This is a genomic window from Shimazuella sp. NTD248, from assembly GCF_059510395.1.
This window is the reverse complement of sequence record NZ_JCAJZT010000003.1, coordinates 233776-251024: the sequence shown is the minus strand read 5'-3', so window position 1 is coordinate 251024 and position 17249 is coordinate 233776. Positions and strand designations below refer to the sequence as shown.

18 protein-coding genes are annotated in these 17249 nt (G+C 39.1%); 12 read left to right on the top strand and 6 right to left on the bottom strand.

Going from position 1 to position 17249, the window contains the following annotated elements:
- Window positions 1-30 precede the first annotated feature (30 nt).
- Window positions 31-1257 (top strand): MFS transporter, encoded by a 1227-nt coding sequence (locus AC5WOE_RS08505; protein WP_496050573.1) that lies wholly within the window; start codon window positions 31-33, stop codon window positions 1255-1257.
- 148 nt (window positions 1258-1405) lie between these two features.
- Window positions 1406-1927, top strand: a complete 522-nt coding sequence (locus tag AC5WOE_RS08500; RefSeq protein WP_496050572.1) for a contact-dependent growth inhibition system immunity protein — start codon at window positions 1406-1408, stop codon at window positions 1925-1927.
- Window positions 1928-2109: 182 nt separating this feature from the next.
- On the opposite strand, the gene panB is transcribed toward AC5WOE_RS08500, so the two are convergent.
- Window positions 2110-2952 (bottom strand): 3-methyl-2-oxobutanoate hydroxymethyltransferase, encoded by an 843-nt coding sequence (gene panB, locus AC5WOE_RS08495; RefSeq protein ID WP_496052358.1) that lies wholly within the window; start codon window positions 2950-2952, stop codon window positions 2110-2112.
- A 163-nt stretch (window positions 2953-3115) separates the two neighbouring features.
- Between panB and AC5WOE_RS08490 the strand changes: the two genes are divergently transcribed.
- A complete protein-coding gene (locus AC5WOE_RS08490; RefSeq protein ID WP_496050570.1) occupies window positions 3116-3895 on the top strand; it encodes an alpha/beta fold hydrolase in 780 nt (259 codons plus the stop codon).
- Between the two features lie 48 nt (window positions 3896-3943).
- Here AC5WOE_RS08490 and AC5WOE_RS08485 read toward each other — a convergent pair whose 3' ends face one another.
- The 5 genes from AC5WOE_RS08485 to AC5WOE_RS08465 are packed head-to-tail and all read right to left on the bottom strand — an operon-like array spanning window position 3944 to window position 7983.
- Entirely contained in the window at window positions 3944-4333 is a 390-nt protein-coding gene (locus tag AC5WOE_RS08485) for a VOC family protein (protein WP_496050569.1), read from the bottom strand.
- Between the two features lie 11 nt (window positions 4334-4344).
- On the bottom strand, window positions 4345-5262 hold the full coding sequence (locus AC5WOE_RS08480) for a L,D-transpeptidase family protein (protein WP_496052357.1): 918 nt from the start codon (window positions 5260-5262) through the stop codon (window positions 4345-4347).
- A gap of 57 nt (window positions 5263-5319) precedes the next feature.
- Window positions 5320-5703: a VOC family protein gene (locus AC5WOE_RS08475; protein ID WP_496050567.1), complete on the bottom strand. Its 384-nt coding sequence runs from the start codon at window positions 5701-5703 to the stop codon at window positions 5320-5322.
- Window positions 5704-5737: 34 nt separating this feature from the next.
- Window positions 5738-5920, bottom strand: a complete 183-nt coding sequence (locus tag AC5WOE_RS08470; RefSeq protein WP_496050566.1) for a YbdD/YjiX family protein — start codon at window positions 5918-5920, stop codon at window positions 5738-5740.
- Window positions 5921-5922: 2 nt separating this feature from the next.
- Window positions 5923-7983: a carbon starvation CstA family protein gene (locus AC5WOE_RS08465; RefSeq protein WP_496050565.1), complete on the bottom strand. Its 2061-nt coding sequence runs from the start codon at window positions 7981-7983 to the stop codon at window positions 5923-5925.
- Window positions 7984-8368: 385 nt separating this feature from the next.
- Between AC5WOE_RS08465 and aroC the strand changes: the two genes are divergently transcribed.
- The 9 genes from aroC to trpA all read left to right on the top strand — a co-directional run bounded on the left by aroC (window position 8369) and on the right by trpA (window position 17146).
- Window positions 8369-9529 carry a chorismate synthase gene (aroC, locus tag AC5WOE_RS08460; RefSeq protein ID WP_496052356.1) on the top strand — a complete coding sequence of 387 codons (1161 nt, stop codon included), beginning with the start codon at window positions 8369-8371 and terminating at the stop codon, window positions 9527-9529.
- Window positions 9530-9532: 3 nt separating this feature from the next.
- Window positions 9533-10633 (top strand): 3-dehydroquinate synthase, encoded by a 1101-nt coding sequence (gene aroB / locus AC5WOE_RS08455; protein ID WP_496052355.1) that lies wholly within the window; start codon window positions 9533-9535, stop codon window positions 10631-10633.
- Window positions 10634-10996: a chorismate mutase gene (gene aroH, locus AC5WOE_RS08450; RefSeq protein ID WP_496050562.1), complete on the top strand. Its 363-nt coding sequence runs from the start codon at window positions 10634-10636 to the stop codon at window positions 10994-10996.
- 231 nt (window positions 10997-11227) lie between these two features.
- Complete coding sequence (gene trpE / locus AC5WOE_RS08445) at window positions 11228-12724, top strand: anthranilate synthase component I (RefSeq protein WP_496052354.1); 1497 nt, start codon at window positions 11228-11230, stop codon at window positions 12722-12724.
- Window positions 12725-12745: 21 nt separating this feature from the next.
- Complete coding sequence (trpD, locus tag AC5WOE_RS08440) at window positions 12746-13774, top strand: anthranilate phosphoribosyltransferase (protein WP_496052353.1); 1029 nt, start codon at window positions 12746-12748, stop codon at window positions 13772-13774.
- The gene (gene trpC, locus AC5WOE_RS08435; RefSeq protein ID WP_496052352.1) at window positions 13764-14564 is read left to right on the top strand and encodes an indole-3-glycerol phosphate synthase TrpC; all 801 of its coding nucleotides are present in this window, start codon (window positions 13764-13766) and stop codon (window positions 14562-14564) included. Before trpD ends, trpC begins: the two co-directional genes overlap by 11 nt.
- The gene (locus AC5WOE_RS08430) at window positions 14561-15184 is read left to right on the top strand and encodes a phosphoribosylanthranilate isomerase (protein ID WP_496052351.1); all 624 of its coding nucleotides are present in this window, start codon (window positions 14561-14563) and stop codon (window positions 15182-15184) included. Before trpC ends, AC5WOE_RS08430 begins: the two co-directional genes overlap by 4 nt.
- Window positions 15165-16352 carry a tryptophan synthase subunit beta gene (gene trpB / locus AC5WOE_RS08425; protein WP_496050557.1) on the top strand — a complete coding sequence of 396 codons (1188 nt, stop codon included), beginning with the start codon at window positions 15165-15167 and terminating at the stop codon, window positions 16350-16352. The genes AC5WOE_RS08430 and trpB overlap by 20 nt, the downstream gene beginning before the upstream one ends.
- Window positions 16349-17146, top strand: coding sequence for a tryptophan synthase subunit alpha (gene trpA, locus AC5WOE_RS08420; RefSeq protein WP_496052350.1), 798 nt, complete (start codon window positions 16349-16351; stop codon window positions 17144-17146). The genes trpB and trpA overlap by 4 nt, the downstream gene beginning before the upstream one ends.
- Window positions 17147-17249 lie beyond the last annotated feature (103 nt).

Sequence of the window (17249 nt, the reverse complement as noted above, 5' to 3'; positions counted from 1 at the left end):
TGGATGAAGGAAAGAAAGGAAGTATAAATGATGTCTTCTCCCGTCTCAGTAACTACAACTGAATCTAACAATATTGCACTGACTACCTATAAAATATTGTTTATCATTAGTATTTGTCATCTTTTAAATGACACCCTCCAAGCAGTGGTTCCAGCAATGTTTCCTATTTTAGAAAAGGAGATGGGCCTTACTTTTACCCAATTAGGGGTGATTGCAGCAGTTTTAAATATCGTTTCCTCCTTATTTCAACCTGTGATTGGTTGGTTTTCTGATAAGAAACCAAGACCCTATGCATTACCGCTCGGACTAGCGTGTTCTTTGTTAGGAATGTTGATGCTGGCACTTATCCCCCAATATGGCTGGATTATTTTTAGTGTGGCACTTGTAGGCATGGGATCTGCTGTATTCCATCCTGAAGGTTCCCGAGTAGCACATTTAGCAGCTGGTTCCAAAAAAGGTCTGGCTCAATCCATATATCAAGTGGGAGGAAACTCAGGCCAAGCTTTAGCCCCTTTGATTACAGCTCTTATTTTAGTTCCATTTGGGCAGTTTGGTGCTATCTGGTTTACTTTTGCAGCTGCATTGGCTGTCTTATTATTAGCATATATTGCAAGATGGTATCGAAAAGAACTTCAAGTACGTGTGATGACAAAGAAAAAAGTGACAATAGGATCAACTAATTTAAGTAAAACGGTATGGATTGCCCTTATATTGACGATGTTTATTTTATTGGCTCGTTCGTTGTACATTGTTTGTATGACCAATTATTACAGTTTTTATATTATAAAAACGTATCACTTTTCCATTACTACTGCACAAGCATATCTATTTGCGTTTCTCATCAGTGGTGCAGTAGGAACATTTTTTGGTGGACCACTTGGAGATCGTTTTGGGAAGAAAAATGTAATTTTGTATTCTCTTTTAGGAAGTACGCCTTTTACTGTTTTACTTCCTTATGCTGGACCTATCAGTAGTTTTATTTTATTGCTTTTAATAGGATTTATTATGATGACCAGTTTTTCTGTATCTGTTGTCTATGCACAAGAATTAGTTCCAAGTAAGATTGGAACCATGTCAGGATTAACAGTTGGTTTTATTTTTGGATTAGGTGCAATCGGTTCAGTTTTATTTGGAAATCTAGCAGACTTGATCGGTATAACGAAAACCATAACGATCGTTGGATTTTTGCCTATATTAGGTGTTCTAGGATTCTTTCTACCTTCTGAAAAAAAATTAGCGGAAGTACACAAACATTAAAAAGGATGCACATAGCATCCTTTTTAACATGGAACGGTTAAAAAATCAGATTATTATATTTATTCCCTTTTTATAACCTATGAGAAGATGATTCTTGTATAATTTCTATTAGTATATAAATGTTCTTATGGGTCAAGGGGGTGAAAAGATGACAAGAGAAGAAATATGTCGATTAACACTTGAAGAAATAGAAAAAATTAAAGGATTTAACTATGATGAATTCAATAATGAAGAATCAAATAAATATCCTTTACCACAATGGTATAACCGAATTAGAAATAAAACATTGGCTGAATTAACGGTTTCTGACTTGTCCAGAGGGTTAAGACAAGATATTTTTTTGGACTACATAGGCTGGGAAATACTTTATCGATTGGATAACGATATCTTGTTAGGTTATTTTCGAAATGGAGAGTTATTAACCGGGATTGGTTTGTTACAAAAACATTGGGAACAAGATCTAGCATTAAAAGAAGAAGTGAAGAAGTTACTTTCTAAAACTTTTCAAAAAAAGCTCCTTTTAAAGGCTTTAAAATCTAACAAAATAACTTCAAATGATTACAAATACATATTGGATTCGTTGTATCCTTTGATTCAAGAATTGGAACTAGGGAATAAGATCATGGAAGAGCCTAGGAAAAAAGGATTGCGGATGAGATTATGGAGGTGATAGTTTACAGATTTTTGCTGACTGAAAGCCCACGATTTGAATCGTGGGCTGAAAGGTGGCATTGCTCGAAACTCCAAAAAAGTGTTGAAAGAGCAACAAATATTTTGCATCTTAGAACGCATGAGCGATAGTCATCCCAGTACCTGAGCCATGTGGAGTCTCAATAGGTTTTCAAGTCTTAGTTATTTTTTAAATTGGTCAAGCTCTATCCCTTCTTCAAGCCACATCTTAAATTGTTGTAGCTCATCAGGATGCATATGTTTAAAATTTGCTTCTGTAGGAAATTTTTCAATCTGAAGATCTTGGATGTATCGTTGAAAGGACCCGAATATATCTATTCGCAAATTGGCGTATTTTTTTGCATGTCGGAATGAGTGCGGAGTTATGCCCAATAAATCATGTACGACCAAAACTTGACCATCCGTATAACGTCCAGCACCAATGCCAATAGTAGGAATCCTTAGTTTTTTCGTTATTTCGGTTGAAACTTCTTCAGGAACTAATTCCAAAACTAATGTTTTAGCACCTGCTTGTTGCACTCGTATGGAGTCTAATATCAATTGTTTAGCTTCGGAAAATATTTTTCCTTGAATTGCTGCTTTTGGCTGAAATTGTGCATTATATCCAAGATGAGCCCATACTTCTACTCCATTTGAAGTTAGATGGCGAATAATTTCTTCGTGAGCTCCTTCTAATTTAATGCCATCAGCCCCTGCTGATTGCAATTTTTTTGCATTCTTAAGTGCTATTTCTGGGTTTTGGTAGGTTTGATAAGGTAGGTCAGCAACAACATATGCTTTGGAAATACCACGACGGACTGCTTTCACATGATGAAGAATGTCCTCAATCGTAACTTCTTTTTCACTGTAATATCCTAACACGTTGGTACCTACACTGTCCCCAATCAATACAGCATCAATATCTGCTTGATCGAGCAAAACTGCTGTGGGATAGTCATAACAAGTTAGCATTGAAATCTTTCTTTTTGATTTTTGTGCTTGTAAATATTTTAAATCCTTCACCATAATTCATTCCTCCATCTCAGTCCTTAAAAGGATCCAAGTGTTGTGGTGTACTTACATTATGAGAAACAAAAAATAAGTGAGATTCCATTTTGGATATCCCCTTATAGTTAATTATAGCGTATTTTATTAAGAGTGTTTGATTCTATTAATGGGAGGTATATATATGACGATAAAAACAATAAAAACCAATAAAGAGACAACGATTTCCTTTACAGATAAAGGACAGGGAAAGCCAGTAGTTTTGATTCATGGTTTTGTAGGGGATCTGCATTACTGGGATCATGTGATAGAGCCACTCTCACAACATTATCGAGTAATCGTAATAGATTTACCCGGACATGGGAGTTCTTCTTTATCTGATGAAACTTTTACTACAGAAGATTATGCCGACGAGGTTGCAAGCCTTGTTCAGCAACTGAACCTTACGAAAATATCGTTAATTGGACACTCATTAGGTGGGTATATTACTGTGGCTTTTGCCAAAAAGTATGCTTCTTTGTTAGATCGTTTTGCACTTGTTCATTCTACTGCTCTTCCAGATACGGAAGAAGCAAAAGCAGGTAGACTTGCTGGAATGGAAAAAATCAAATCAGATGGTTTGCGAATATTTGTCGATGGTCTTGTTCCTAAATTATTTGCTCCTAATCATCTTATGGAACACGAACAAATTACGAAAAAGATTGGTTATCAAACTTCAACAGAAGGTGCAATAGTAGCTTTGGAAGCAATGCGCAACAGACCGGATTTATCAGCTGTGTTAGCAACCGCAACTGTTCCTGTTCTTATTGTGGCTGGAAGTGATGATAAAGTGGTTCCAGCTGAACGAGCATTTGCAATAAAAGGAGATCATATTAAACAAGTAGTTATTCCATCAGTAGGTCATATGAGTATGTATGAGGCTCCTGAGGAATTAATCCGTGAGTTACAAGAGTTTCTAGGATAATTTCGTTTAAAAATTGCCCCCTTGTATATATAAAGGGGGCATACGACTTTATTTAGGGGATTCGAATAACTCAAGGGATTCCTTATCAGGTCCATAAAAAAAGATATATTTTGCTCCATTAGGTAGAATCGTAATTTCTTCATCGGCAAAAGGTACTTTAAGTTGTTTTAAACGCTCTATTTCTTTCTCTATGTTGTCAACTGCAAATGCTAGATGATTTACGACTCCTTCTTTTGGGAGATCACTTCTAAAGCCATGTATAAGCTCTACTTCTGTTTCCAAAGAACCTGGAAAAGAAAAGAATGCCAGTGTGATGCTTGGATCAGTATGCACCAATGTGCCTCGAAGTTCCATTCCGATCACATCACGATAAAATGCAATAGAGTGTTCTAGATCTCGAACCATAATCCCTACATGTTCTATTTTTTGAATAGCCATTATATCTGCCCCTATTCTTGTACAGTAGTTTTACTGATATATCCTGTTTTTCGGTCTTTTAATTGCAGTTGATAGAAATCGTCCTTCAGACTTTTGTAAGTTAAAATAGTCCCATATTTTACTTTCTGTAGAACTGTAGATGAGGTATTTGGTTCTGTGCGGATGTTTGCCAAGTCAACATCTACAATAATAGTAGACTTCTCTGCTGGACTAAGGAAGTTTTTTTGAATAAAAGCGTATTTGTTATTCCCTAGTTTTACCTGCATCCAATCTCCGGATATTCCTGTTTTTTCAAGTGTAGTAGATTTGTTTTTTGTCGTAGTGATAAACGAACCAATATTAGGACCTGTCCATAGCATCACTTTGGTTCGAGGTATGGTCACCGTTCCTGTTTCTTTTTGTAACCCCACCGATGCATCGCCTCGCCAATGATTATCACTTTTTCCGCTATGTATCCATACAGCAGTGCCTTCGTTCACAATTTGATAGAGTTCTTTGACATCCTCATTATGCATACGAACACATCCACTCGATGCATGTTTACCGATGGAATCTGGATCGTTAGTTCCATGAATACCATAGGTGCGGCCGCGATCTCCATTTACTTCTAGGCCATGCCATCTTGGTCCTAAGGGATTTTTTGGATCACCGCCTGGAGTATCCTTCCATTTAGGATCAACTATTTTCACTACCAAAGGAAAAGTTCCCTCTGGGGTTAAATCATTTGATCGTCCTGTTGCAATGGGATACGTTTTTTTTACTTTTCCATCAGCGTACAAATAAAGTTTGTTCGTCTCTTTGTTTATTTCAATTTGATAGTAGATAGGTTCTTCTTGAGTTGCATAGGAGTCGTTCGAAGACAAAGTTAGCCAAGTTGTCAATAATAAAGATAAAGAAAGTAAAAATTTAATAGTAACACCCCTTTCCATTTATTCACTATATAGTTAATTATGTGAATTATCCATACGGAAAAGGGAAAAGTACTGTTATTGCCAATTTTTCATTCGCTCTTTTAGTGAGCCAGTAAAAATTTCTAATACAATACCATCTGGATCTTGGAATTGAAAGGATAGTCCACCTCCGCGATTTATAGGTTCTCTTATAATAGGGATTCCTTTATTTTTAATATGATCTACTAATCGATGAAAATCAGGTTCCTCTACGGTAAATGCGACATGATCCATTCCCCAGCCTTCATTAGGGGATTTTTGATCTCTCTTTTCCAATAGACATATCCAAGCCGTTCCCCATTCAAGGTAAGCATCGGTACGAGCTAGATGGATCAATGTCATTCCGAGTACATCGCAATAAAAAGGAAGACTTTTTTGAAGATCGCTAATACGTAAGGTAAGGTGATTAAAGCCTTTCATCTCATGCCTTCCTTTCTGAGTGAATTGATATAGACTAGCAACAACGCCGGATACTACCATTCCCATATTTTTCATCTATTGCTTTTTGGTAAAATTTCTTTTCAGGAAGAGGTGTTCCATCAGGATGGTGTTTTTGAAAATGAACCAGATAGCGTTTATAATTCGGTACACCCGCTATTTCATTTAGGTAATTTGCAATTACTTTCAGCCATTTCATGGTTACACCTCATTTTTTATATACTTTGATTCGTGGAGCTGAAGGGACTCTCGCTTGATTAGTACGATGTACCATACACGTAGAGAATCAAACAGAATAATCAAGATAAAGAGAATAAAGATGCCTGTTAACACTGCATCAATTCTGTTGTTGAAAACAATTTGTTTCATTTGATCCATATTTTTGGCAAGGCCTAGAAGTTTACCGCTGTACACGGCAGTCTGATATTTGTCGGCTGCTGCCAAAAAGCCAATTGCTGGGCTTGGATCAAATATTTTTTGCCAACCTGCAGTCATGGTGATGATAGTTAACCAAATGAGAGGCACAGTAGTAATCCAAGCATAAATGGCTTTTCCCATTTTGATCAATATCGTTGTTCCTACAGCTAAAGCGATAACCGCTAACATTTGGTTGGCAATTCCAAACAAAGGCCATAGCGTGTTAATTCCCCCAAGTGGGTCTACTACCCCTTGATAGAGAAAATAGCCCCACATTCCAACTATAATTGCACTTGTTAAAATATTGGCAGGGTACCAATCTGTTTTCCCTAGTTTTGGAGATATTCTGCCAAGTAAACCTTGCAATACAAATCGACCCACCCTTGTTCCAGCATCGATTGTTGTTAAAATAAAGACTGCTTCAAATAGGATGGCAAAGTGATACCATAAAGACATCCACGTTTTTCCACCTATGACAGATGAAAATATAGTAGCCATTCCAATTGCAAGAGTTGGTGCTCCACCTGTCCGTGATAAAATGGATTTCTCACCAATTTGATTTGCTAGATTCGATAGATCATGAGGAGTTATGGAAAAGCCTAACTCAGACACAACTTTCGCTGCACTGTTCACATCTGTACCAATTATGGCAGCAGGACTGTTGATGGCAAAGTATGTTCCGGGCGTAATAATGCAGGCAGCGATCAGCGCCATGATGGCAACGAAGGATTCTGTAATCATACCACCATAACCGATCAATCGTGCTTGCGACTCACGCATGATCATTTTTGGGGTTGTTCCAGAAGATACGAGTGCATGGAAACCAGAAATAGATCCGCAGGCGATAGTAATAAAAACAAAAGGAAATAGATTTCCTGAAAATACTGGGCCTGTCCCATTGATGAATTTGGTTAGAGCAGGCATTTGCAGTTCCGGCATTACCAGTAAAATCCCGATTGCTAATCCTAAAATAGTACCGATCTTAAGAAAAGTACTCAAATAATCGCGAGGAGCAAGGAGTAGCCATACAGGAATGACGGAAGCAATAAATCCATATAAAATCAACATCCAAGCGATGGATGTTCCTTCAAAAGTGAACAAGGGACCTAATGCTGGATGATTTGCAATGAATGAACCGCTCCAAAGGCAGATACAGAGAAGAAAAAATCCGATTAGAGATGACTCGAGTATTTTTCCGGGACGAAGATAACGCATATAGATTCCCATGAATAAAGCAATTGGAATAGTCGATACAATCGTAAACATTCCCCAAGGACTTTCTGCGAGCGCCTTGACTACAACTAATCCTAAAACTGCAAGTAAAATGGTCATAATTCCAATAATTGCAATAAGAGAAGTAAATCCCGCAACAGGACCTATTTCTTCACGAGCGATATCACCAAGCGATTTTCCGTTTCTCCGTATGGAGCCAAATAAGATAATAAAATCTTGGACTGCTCCACCAATCACTACTCCAATAATAATCCAGAGTGTTCCGGGTAAATACCCCATTTGTGAGGCAAGGATTGGACCAACTAAAGGACCTGCACCGGCAATTGCAGCAAAATGGTGACCAAATAAAACCCATTTATTAGTAGGCACAAAGTCTTTTCCATCATTATAGACTTCAGCAGGTGTTTTCCGTTGATCATCAAGATGTAGTACTCTTTTGGCTATATACAGACTATAAAATCGATAAGCGATTGCATATGTACATACAGCAGCAGTTAAAAGCCAGATGGAATTGACGGTTTCTCCTCGATTTAAGGCAAGGACTGCAAAACATCCTGCACCGAGTATAGAAATGAAAGTCCAAATAAGATAAGATTTCCAGTGTTTTTTCATCATTTCATTCCTTTCTTATTACCATTATTCAAAAAATTATTTATGAAATCCTATTTTAATACAAATTATTCATTTTTGGATACATATACAAATGAGGAAAAGCTTTTTGCACTTATCATGAGATGTAATATCAATCCATTACATTCATAGTAATGTCTATGATGAGTACATTATTGGGAGGAAAAACAGAAAGAAAAAATGATTTAGAAGGGAAAGAATAAGAAGAAAGAGCATTAAAAGCCGCCAATCCTCTTATTAATATTGATTTCCTCTGTACTAAAAAGTTAGGAAACTCTTTTTTGTTTCAGCTCTAGCCCAAACAGCAGTTTATTTGTTACACTTACAGGTAACGATTTTTTATATGTATAGATGAGGAGAGTATAGGATGAGGTATTTAACAGCGGGAGAGTCACATGGACCCCAATTGACAATTATTATTGAAGGCTTACCAAGTCAATTACCATTTTCCAAAGAAAAATTGGACAATGAATTACATAGAAGGCAGTTAGGACACGGTCGTGGTCGAAGGATGCAAATTGAGACAGATCAAGCTCAAATCCTAGCTGGTGTTCGTTTTGGCAAAACAACTGGAGCTCCAGTTACCCTAGTAATTGAAAACAAAGACTGGACTCATTGGCAAAAAATCATGAATCCACTAGCTGATCCTGAGGAGGCCGGTAAACGTCGGATTTCCCGTCCACGTCCAGGTCATGCAGACTTAAATGGAGCAATCAAATACAATCATCATGATATGCGTGATGTTTTGGAACGTTCGAGTGCAAGAGAGACAGCATCACGGGTAGCAGTTGGTGCAGTAGCGAAGCAGATTTTAGAGCTATGTGGAATTCGTATTGGTGGTCATGTGGTTCGGATTGGAGAAGTTGAAGCAGAGAGAATAGATCTCAGTTTAGATGAATTAATAACCCGTTCAGAGCAATCTTCGGTTCGCTGTGTTGATCCAAATGCAGAGCAGCCAATGAAAGATTTGATTGATCGAGCAAAGAAAGAAGGAGATTCTTTAGGTGGTATTGTTGAGGTAATTGTCGAAGGCGTTCCTATTGGACTTGGAAGCTATGTGCATTGGGATCGCAAGTTAGACTCGCGAATTGCTGGAGCGATAGTCAGCATCAATGCTTTTAAAGGTGTAGAGTTCGGAATCGGTTTTGAAGCAGCCAAACGTCCCGGTTCTCTGGTACATGACGAAATTACTTGGTCCGAAAAACAAGGGTTCGGTCGAGCAACTAATCGTTTAGGTGGCTTTGAAGGTGGGATGACAACAGGACAACCGCTTGTTATTCGCGGAGTGATGAAACCAATTCCCACATTGTACAAACCATTGATGAGTGTGGATATAGACACCAAAGAACCTTTTGCTGCAAGCATAGAACGTTCCGATAGTTGTGCGGTGCCAGCTGCAAGCGTAGTAGCTGAAAATGTAGTAGCGTGGGAAGTAGCACAAGCATTACTGGAGAAGTTTCCAGCTGATACGATTGACGAATTGATCGAACAAGTTACTCAATACAGAGAAAAAACGAAGAGGTTTTAAGTAATGAGAGAACTACAAGTTCAAACGAAAACTCGAACTTATTCGGTTTATGTCGGAGTTGAGTTATTAACTAAATTACCATCGTTACTTATTCAACATAAGATCGAAACAACTCAAAAGCTGTTTCTGGTAACAGATAGCTGTGTCTCTGCCTTATATGCCAAGCCATTATTAGAATCGCTTCGTTCGACTGGATATGATGTTACACTCGCGGTCATTCCAGCTGGAGAGAGCAGTAAATCTTTGGAGACCCTTGATCAGCTTTATGAAGAAGGGATTAAAGCTGGTTTAGATCGATCGAGTGTAGTACTAGCACTCGGGGGAGGGGTAGTAGGAGACCTAGCTGGTTTTTTTGCTGCTAGTTTCATGAGAGGCATCTCATTTATTCAACTGCCAACAACTTTATTAGCTCATGATAGCAGTATTGGTGGGAAAGTTGGTATCAATCATAGATTGGGCAAAAATTATATGGGTGCTTTCCACCAGCCGTTGTTTGTTTTATTTGATGTCAGTCTTTTATCTTCTTTGCCTGTTAGAGAACTTACTTCTGGATTTGCTGAGGTAGTGAAACATGCATTGATTTGGGACAAAGCATTTGTTTCTTGGTTAGTGGAAAATAATCAGGCATTAATAGCGAGAACTCTTCCTATCTTGGAAGAAGCGATCTACCGTGGTTGTAAAGTGAAAATTAATGTGGTTTCCGAGGATGAAACGGAAAAAGGAAAGCGTGCTATTTTAAATTATGGTCATACTATCGGCCATGCCCTAGAGTCTATTTCGAATTACACCCATTATACCCATGGAGAAGCGATATCGATTGGTATGGTGGGGGCAGCTATGCTAAGTGTAGAGATGTTGGATGCTCCTGCTCAATTAATCCAAGATACGGAGTCTTTGCTGCAAAGTTTTTCTTTGCCGATTCGAATAGAAGAGTCTTGGTCAGATGAAACTTTGCTGCAAATAATGAAGCGAGATAAGAAGGCCAAACAGGGGAACTACACCTTTGTATTGAGTAGAGGACTGGGACACGTGGAAGTAGTAAATGAGATTCCAGAAGCAAAGATCAGAAAAGTATTAAAAAAGCTTAAAGAGGTGAGTACTTAAGTGGTTCGAGGGATTCGTGGGGCTACGACAGTTTCAACAAACACAAAAGAGGAAATATTAGCAGCGACAAAAGAGCTATCTTTAGCTCTTATCGAACGTAATGATTTACAAGCAGATGATGTTGCCAGTATTTTGATAACAAGTACGCCTGACTTAAATGCTGCTTTTCCTGCTGCCGCCATACGTGCTCTGAAAGGTTGGGAATTGGTACCTTTGATGGGGGCTAGTGAAGTAGATGTCCCAAATGGATTAGCCCTTTGCATTCGTATGATGCTCCTCGTAAATACCGATAAATCAGCAAATAAGATTCGACATGTTTATTTGAATGAAGCGGTAAAGTTACGACCAGATTTGGAATCATAAAGTTATCATTGACAGGGAAGATTGTCCTCATATAGAGTATGAATTAGTAGTTATTTTAGCGAGATTGAGAATGAGTAGATGAGTAGAGTAGAGATAAGGATATAGTTAGCGGAGTAGAGCTGAGTTTACAGATGACAAACCACAGCCAAAGCATCCGGTGCTTTGGTTTTTTATATTTATTATCCCTCTATATCCTTCTCTCTCCTACCTCATTAGGAGGGAAAAAGTCAATTGATCTATCCAACCAAAATAGAAGTAGAGGCTTTAGCCAAACAATATTCCCATATTCCCATTTGTAAAAAAATCCAAATAGATACTGTAACACCAATTCAGTTATTCCATGCGTTAGATAAAGATGAGTACTCTTTTTTATTGGAAAGTGTAGAAGGAAATCAAAAATTTTCTCGTTATTCCTTTATGGGATCTCAGCCTTATCGTATATTAACTGGTAAAGAAGGTATGCTTACCGTCACTGCTGCCGATAAAATTAAAGTTTTCCCAGCAGATGATTCATTGCCTTTTCTACAAGATTTAATGGATGAAAGTACTTCTCCTAAATATGATGGTTTTCCACCTTTTCTTGGGGGAGCTGTAGGATACTTTAGTTATGAATTGGTTCAAGCATTCGAACCAAACGCTTTACTTGTCAATTCGGCAGGTAAGACGAAAGCATATGATACACATCTTGCTTTTTACGATCGTCTGATCGTATTTGATCACCTAGAACAAGTCTTATACTTGGTTATGCATGTGAAAGCAAAAAATGGGAAAGTGATGGATTACGATAAAGTAGTTGATCAATTGGATAAATGGAAGGATCGTCTGCAAAAGACACATCCCCTCATTGAGCCATTGCCCAATTTAGTTCGTGAAGAAGTGGATTTCAGCCATATTACCTCTAATTTTACACGTGATACTTTTTGCAGGGCAGTGGAAAATGCGAAGGATTATATCCGTGCAGGTGATATTTTTCAAGTGGTTCCTTCTCAAAAGTATACCGTTGAGGGCACTGCGGATCCCATGATGGTTTATCGCATTTTACGATATTTAAATCCTTCTCCTTATATGTATTATTTACAAATGGGTGAAGAGCAGATTGTTGGTACATCTCCGGAAATTCTGGTTCGGGTTCAAGATCGCTTAGTTGAGACAAGGCCGATAGCAGGTTCTAGGCCGAGAAGTCAAGACGCTGTAGAGGATGAGGAGTTAGCAAAGGAATTGCTTGCAGATCCAAAAGAAAATGCCGAGCATCTCATGTTGGTGGATTTAGGAAGAAACGATGTTGGTCGTGTATCTACCTATGGGACTGTTCAAGTAACAGCATTTAAAAACGTTGAGCGATATTCCCATGTCATGCATTTGGTCTCGCAAGTAACGGGAGAATTATCAAAAGAACATACACCATTGGATGCATTTCGAGCATGTTTTCCAGCAGGAACTGTGTCTGGTTCACCGAAAATTAGAGCGATGGAAATCATAGCAGAATTAGAGCCTGAAGCACGTGGGATTTATGCGGGAGCAGTAGGTTATTTTGATTTTGCTGGGAACATAGATACATGTATTGCTATTCGAACGATCTATTTTCGAGATAATAAGGCATTTGTGCAAGCAGGCGCAGGGATTGTCTATGATTCTGATCCGAATAAGGAATATGAAGAAACACGTCATAAAGCAAGTGCGATGTTACTTGCGATCCAATTAGCCAAATCACCTCAGAAAAAGAATTAGGGGAAGGGGAGGAGTAAACAGATGTTTTTAACTTTACTCAATCAATTACTAGAGGGGAAAGACCTGACGCAAAAAGACACCTTTTATTTAATGGAACAGATGATGAGTGGTTCACTCAATGATGTACAGATTGCGTCCCTACTCACGGCACTGCGTATTAAGGGAGAAACAGTGGAAGAATTGATTGGATTAGTAGAGGGGATGAGAGCACATGCAACTCCTCTGCCTCATGTAGTAGTGGACAGTGTGGATACGTGTGGAACAGGTGGAGATGGAGGGAAAACATTTAATATCTCTACTGCTACGACTTTTGTTGCCGCAGCAGCGGGGGTATCCGTTGCCAAACATGGAAATCGGGCTATATCTAGCAAAAGCGGGAGTGTGGATGTATTAGAGGAACTTGGTATAACCCTGGATTTAACTCCAGATGAATCTAGCAAACAGCTGCATGATACAGGAGTTTGTTTTTTGTTCGCCCCTCAGTATCATCCTGCGATGAAATATGTCAATCCAACACGTAAAGCTTTAGGATTTCGTACTTGTTTTAATTTACTAGGTCCATTGGCTAGCCCTGCAGGTGTAAAACGTCAATTGATAGGGGTATTCTCACCTAAGTACACAGAGAAGATGGCAAAAGTATTACAGGCTCTAGGTAGCAATCATGCACTTATTGTTTCTGGACTAGATGGATTGGATGAAATCTCCCTCACTTCACCAACACAAGTAAGCGAACTAAAGGCTGGACAGGTCAATACTTACACTATCTCTCCTCAAGATTTTGGATTATCCCCTTGCACGATCGAAGATTTAGAAGGTGGATCACCAAAAGAAAATGCAGCTATTATTCGAGATATTTTACAAGGGAAGAAAAGTGCAAAACGTTCTATTGTGGAAATAAATGCCGCAGCTGTTCTCTATGTTGCTGGAAAAACAGACAGCTTGCAAACGGGAGTTCAACTGGCTTCAGAGGTTATTGATACTGGTTTGGCACTGCAAAAATTAGAACAAGTAGCGAAAAGTTCCCAAGAGGTGAAAGCAAATGTTTCTTGAAAAAATGAAGGCTATTAAGGAAAAAGAAATTGCCCTTTTAGAACAAAAGTACAACAATGTTTCTTACTGGGATTCTGCTACTTCTATGCCAAAAGGTCGTACATTTCGTGCTGCTGTTGAATCATCACCGTTTGCTGTGATAGCGGAAGTAAAGCCGGCTTCCCCATCAAAAGGTGTTATTGCAAGTAATGTAAATCCGGTTGAACAAGGTTTAAATTATGAAAAAGGCGGGGCAAATGTCATATCGGTTTTGACGGAGACAGAATACTTTCATGGAAGTCCTGAGTCTCTCATAAAGGTCAAAAAAGCAGTGTCTATCCCAGTTTTGCGAAAAGATTTCATTTTACATCCTCTACAAGTATTAGAAAGCAAATTTCTAGGTGCTGATGTAATTTTGCTTATTGTTGCTTTTCTGGATCAGGAAAGATGTACACAACTTTCCAACTTAGCTCACCAATTGGGGATGGAAGTTTTGGTTGAGGTTCATGAAGAATCCGAGGTGGAAGCAGCTTTACAGGTAAATGCTGATGTTATTGGAATAAACAATCGTAACCTCCACACTTTAGCAGTAGATTTAGAAACTACAGCCAAGTTAAGGCCCATGATAACCTCTCCTGTTCCTGTAATTGGTGAAAGTGGGATACTCACTTTAGAAGATGCGAAAGTAATGGCAGATGCAAGCATCAATGGTGTGTTAGTGGGTGAATTTCTCATGCGTCATCCGGAACCAGCGAAAGCAGTCGCCGAATTAAAGAGGGTAGGTGAACAACAATTAACCAAATCGCAATGAAATTTTGTGGATTTAAAGCGATAGAAGAAGTGAAGTTCGCTTCTACTTTACCTATACAAGCAATTGGTTTTATTCTTGTTCCGAACCGTAAGCGGACAGTTTCATTGGAGCAATTGGCATCCCTATTACCTATTATTCCTGATTCTATTTGGCGGGTTGGCGTTTTTCAAAATCCTAGCCTGGAGGAAGTAGGTAATGCTGTATCTCTAGGTTTATCCATGGTACAACTACATGGACATGAATCGCCAGCGTTTTGCAAACAAATAAAGGAAAGTTGGCAGATCCCCATTATCAAAGTATTTTCGGAAACTCAGTTACAAGAGGTACCATCTTATAAAGATGTAATAGATATCGTTTTATTGGATCATGCTGCTGGTGGGATGGGTGAGCCAATCGATTGGAGCTATATCCCTCAGGCAAAACAGATAACAGAATCTCTTCATCTTCCTTTGTGGATCGCAGGTGGCTTGAATGAATCCAATATTGATAGCCTGTGCAGTAGTTATGAATTAGATGGAGTGGACCTCTCTTCAGGAATAGAAAGTAATGGAAGAAAAGATAATCAGAAGATGATCAGTTTAGTAGAGAGGATGAAAAAGCATGACAAAGTCGAATGGTAGATTTGGTTCTTTTGGTGGTAGATTTGTACCAGAAACGTTGATGAATGCTGTACTAGAACTGGAAAAAGGATTTGAAGCAATTTTAGATGACCCAACTTTTGAGCTAGAGATGCGTGATCTTTTAGTGAATTATTCAGGAAGACCTACACCGCTTACGTTTGCAAAGAGATTGACTGAGTATGCTGGAGGAGCAGAGATTTATCTAAAAAGAGAAGATTTAAATCATACTGGAGCACACAAAATTAACAATACGATTGGTCAAGCTCTATTAGCAAAACGAATGGGCAAAAGAAAATTGATTGCAGAGACTGGCGCAGGTCAGCATGGTGTCGCTTCTGCCACGATTGCAGCTTTACTTGGTATGGAGTGCAAAGTTTATATGGGGGAAGAAGATGTACGTCGACAAGCACCAAATGTCTTTCGAATGGAATTACTAGGAGCAGAGGTTATTCCTGTTACATCTGGCTCTCGAACACTAAAAGATGCAACAAACGAAGCGATGCGTGCATGGGTTGCTGCTGTGGAAGACTCCTTTTATCTTATTGGATCTGCTGTTGGACCACATCCCTATCCGCAAATGGTTAAATATTTTCAACGTGTCATCGGTGATGAAGCACGTGCGCAAATGTTAGAACGAACAGGTAGTCTGCCAACAGATGTAGTCGCTTGTGTCGGCGGTGGAAGCAATGCAATAGGGATGTTTACTGCATTTATCGATGATCAAGCTGTAAAAATTCATGGGGTAGAAGCAGCAGGAAAAGGGTTGGATACGAAAGAACACGCTGCGAGTCTTAGTTTAGGAAGACCTGGGGTATTGCATGGATCTTATAGTTATATTCTTCATGATGAGCATGGTCAGATTATTCCTGCGCACTCGATTTCAGCAGGTCTGGATTACCCAGGTGTGGGACCCGAACATGCTCATCTAAAAGAAATTGGACGAGTGCGGTATACCGCAGTTACGGACGAAGAAGCGATGGTAGCAGTGAAGCAACTATGTGAATTAGAAGGAATTATTCCAGCTATTGAATCAGCACATGCCCTTTCAGAAGCCATCCGTTTAGCTTCAAACGGTAGCGCAGCAGAGAAAATACTGGTATGCCTTTCTGGTCGTGGAGATAAAGATATGGACACAATCCGAGAATATTTTCAGGGGGTATCCGAGTGACTACATTAGCAAAGTCTTTTCAGTCTAATAAAACGAATTTAATTCCTTATTTAGTCGCAGGATATCCATCAAAGCAAGCGACTATTGATCTTATTCATCTTCTCTCCGAAGAAGGTGTTACAGCTATTGAGTTAGGTGTTCCATTTTCTGACCCTGTAGCAGATGGGCCTGTCATCCAACAAGCTGCCGAAAAGGCTTTGGCTAATGGTGTCACTTTAGCAGATGTTTTTTCGATTGCCCAAACTGTACGTGAGCAAGGAAATCATATTCCGCTAGTCTTATTTTCTTATTACAACCCGTTGCTTTCTTATGGATTGGATCAAGTAGCTCGCGATGCAGCTAAAGCAGGTTTTGCGGGATTTATTGTCCCGGATTTGCCTTATGAAGAAAGTGGTGAACTTCGTAATCAATTGGAACAACTGAATATTGATCTAGTACCATTAGTAGCACCTACTTCTGAAGAACGGGTAGCAAAGATTGCTGCTACAGCAAAAGGATTTGTATATTGCGTATCCTCATTAGGTACAACAGGAGTTAGACAGTCATTTGCTTCAAATCTAGATTCATTTCTACAGCAAGTTCGATCGAACAGCCCTGTACCAACAGCGGTTGGATTTGGTGTTTCCAAGGCATCTCAAGTACAAGAATTACAGAAAAAAGCAGATGGCGTCATCGTTGGCAGTGCACTAGTAAAACAAGTGATGGAGTTGGAGCAAGGGCTTTGCAAGGAAGAAGAGAAACAAAAATCACTTGATCAGATCCGCATATTTATCAAGGGGCTATTGAGCTATTGAAACTCCACAAGGCTAAAGCCAGTGGGATTCTTGAGTCGTTAGCGTCCGAAATCCGTTTCCGTTTTGAATAACGCTTAAGTTAAGGGGTGTGCCATCACCCCCG

What these genes read in the sequence shown, in the direction of transcription:
- aroB (WP_496052355.1), top strand. Translation starts at nt 9,533, where the DNA reads ATGAGAGAACTACAAGTTCAAACGAAAACTCGAACTTATTCGGTTTAT.
- trpC (WP_496052352.1), top strand. Translation starts at nt 13,764, where the DNA reads ATGTTTCTTGAAAAAATGAAGGCTATTAAGGAAAAAGAAATTGCCCTT.
- aroC (WP_496052356.1), top strand. Translation starts at nt 8,369, where the DNA reads ATGAGGTATTTAACAGCGGGAGAGTCACATGGACCCCAATTGACAATT.
- AC5WOE_RS08505 (WP_496050573.1), top strand. Translation starts at nt 31, where the DNA reads ATGTCTTCTCCCGTCTCAGTAACTACAACTGAATCTAACAATATTGCA.
- trpB (WP_496050557.1), top strand. Translation starts at nt 15,165, where the DNA reads ATGACAAAGTCGAATGGTAGATTTGGTTCTTTTGGTGGTAGATTTGTA.
- AC5WOE_RS08500 (WP_496050572.1), top strand. Translation starts at nt 1,406, where the DNA reads ATGACAAGAGAAGAAATATGTCGATTAACACTTGAAGAAATAGAAAAA.
- panB (WP_496052358.1), bottom strand. Translation starts at nt 2,952, where the DNA reads ATGGTGAAGGATTTAAAATATTTACAAGCACAAAAATCAAAAAGAAAG.
- AC5WOE_RS08485 (WP_496050569.1), bottom strand. Translation starts at nt 4,333, where the DNA reads ATGGCTATTCAAAAAATAGAACATGTAGGGATTATGGTTCGAGATCTA.
- AC5WOE_RS08490 (WP_496050570.1), top strand. Translation starts at nt 3,116, where the DNA reads ATGACGATAAAAACAATAAAAACCAATAAAGAGACAACGATTTCCTTT.
- trpD (WP_496052353.1), top strand. Translation starts at nt 12,746, where the DNA reads ATGTTTTTAACTTTACTCAATCAATTACTAGAGGGGAAAGACCTGACG.
- AC5WOE_RS08475 (WP_496050567.1), bottom strand. Translation starts at nt 5,703, where the DNA reads ATGAAAGGCTTTAATCACCTTACCTTACGTATTAGCGATCTTCAAAAA.
- AC5WOE_RS08470 (WP_496050566.1), bottom strand. Translation starts at nt 5,920, where the DNA reads ATGAAATGGCTGAAAGTAATTGCAAATTACCTAAATGAAATAGCGGGT.
- AC5WOE_RS08480 (WP_496052357.1), bottom strand. Translation starts at nt 5,262, where the DNA reads ATGGAAAGGGGTGTTACTATTAAATTTTTACTTTCTTTATCTTTATTA.
- AC5WOE_RS08465 (WP_496050565.1), bottom strand. Translation starts at nt 7,983, where the DNA reads ATGAAAAAACACTGGAAATCTTATCTTATTTGGACTTTCATTTCTATA.
- AC5WOE_RS08430 (WP_496052351.1), top strand. Translation starts at nt 14,561, where the DNA reads ATGAAATTTTGTGGATTTAAAGCGATAGAAGAAGTGAAGTTCGCTTCT.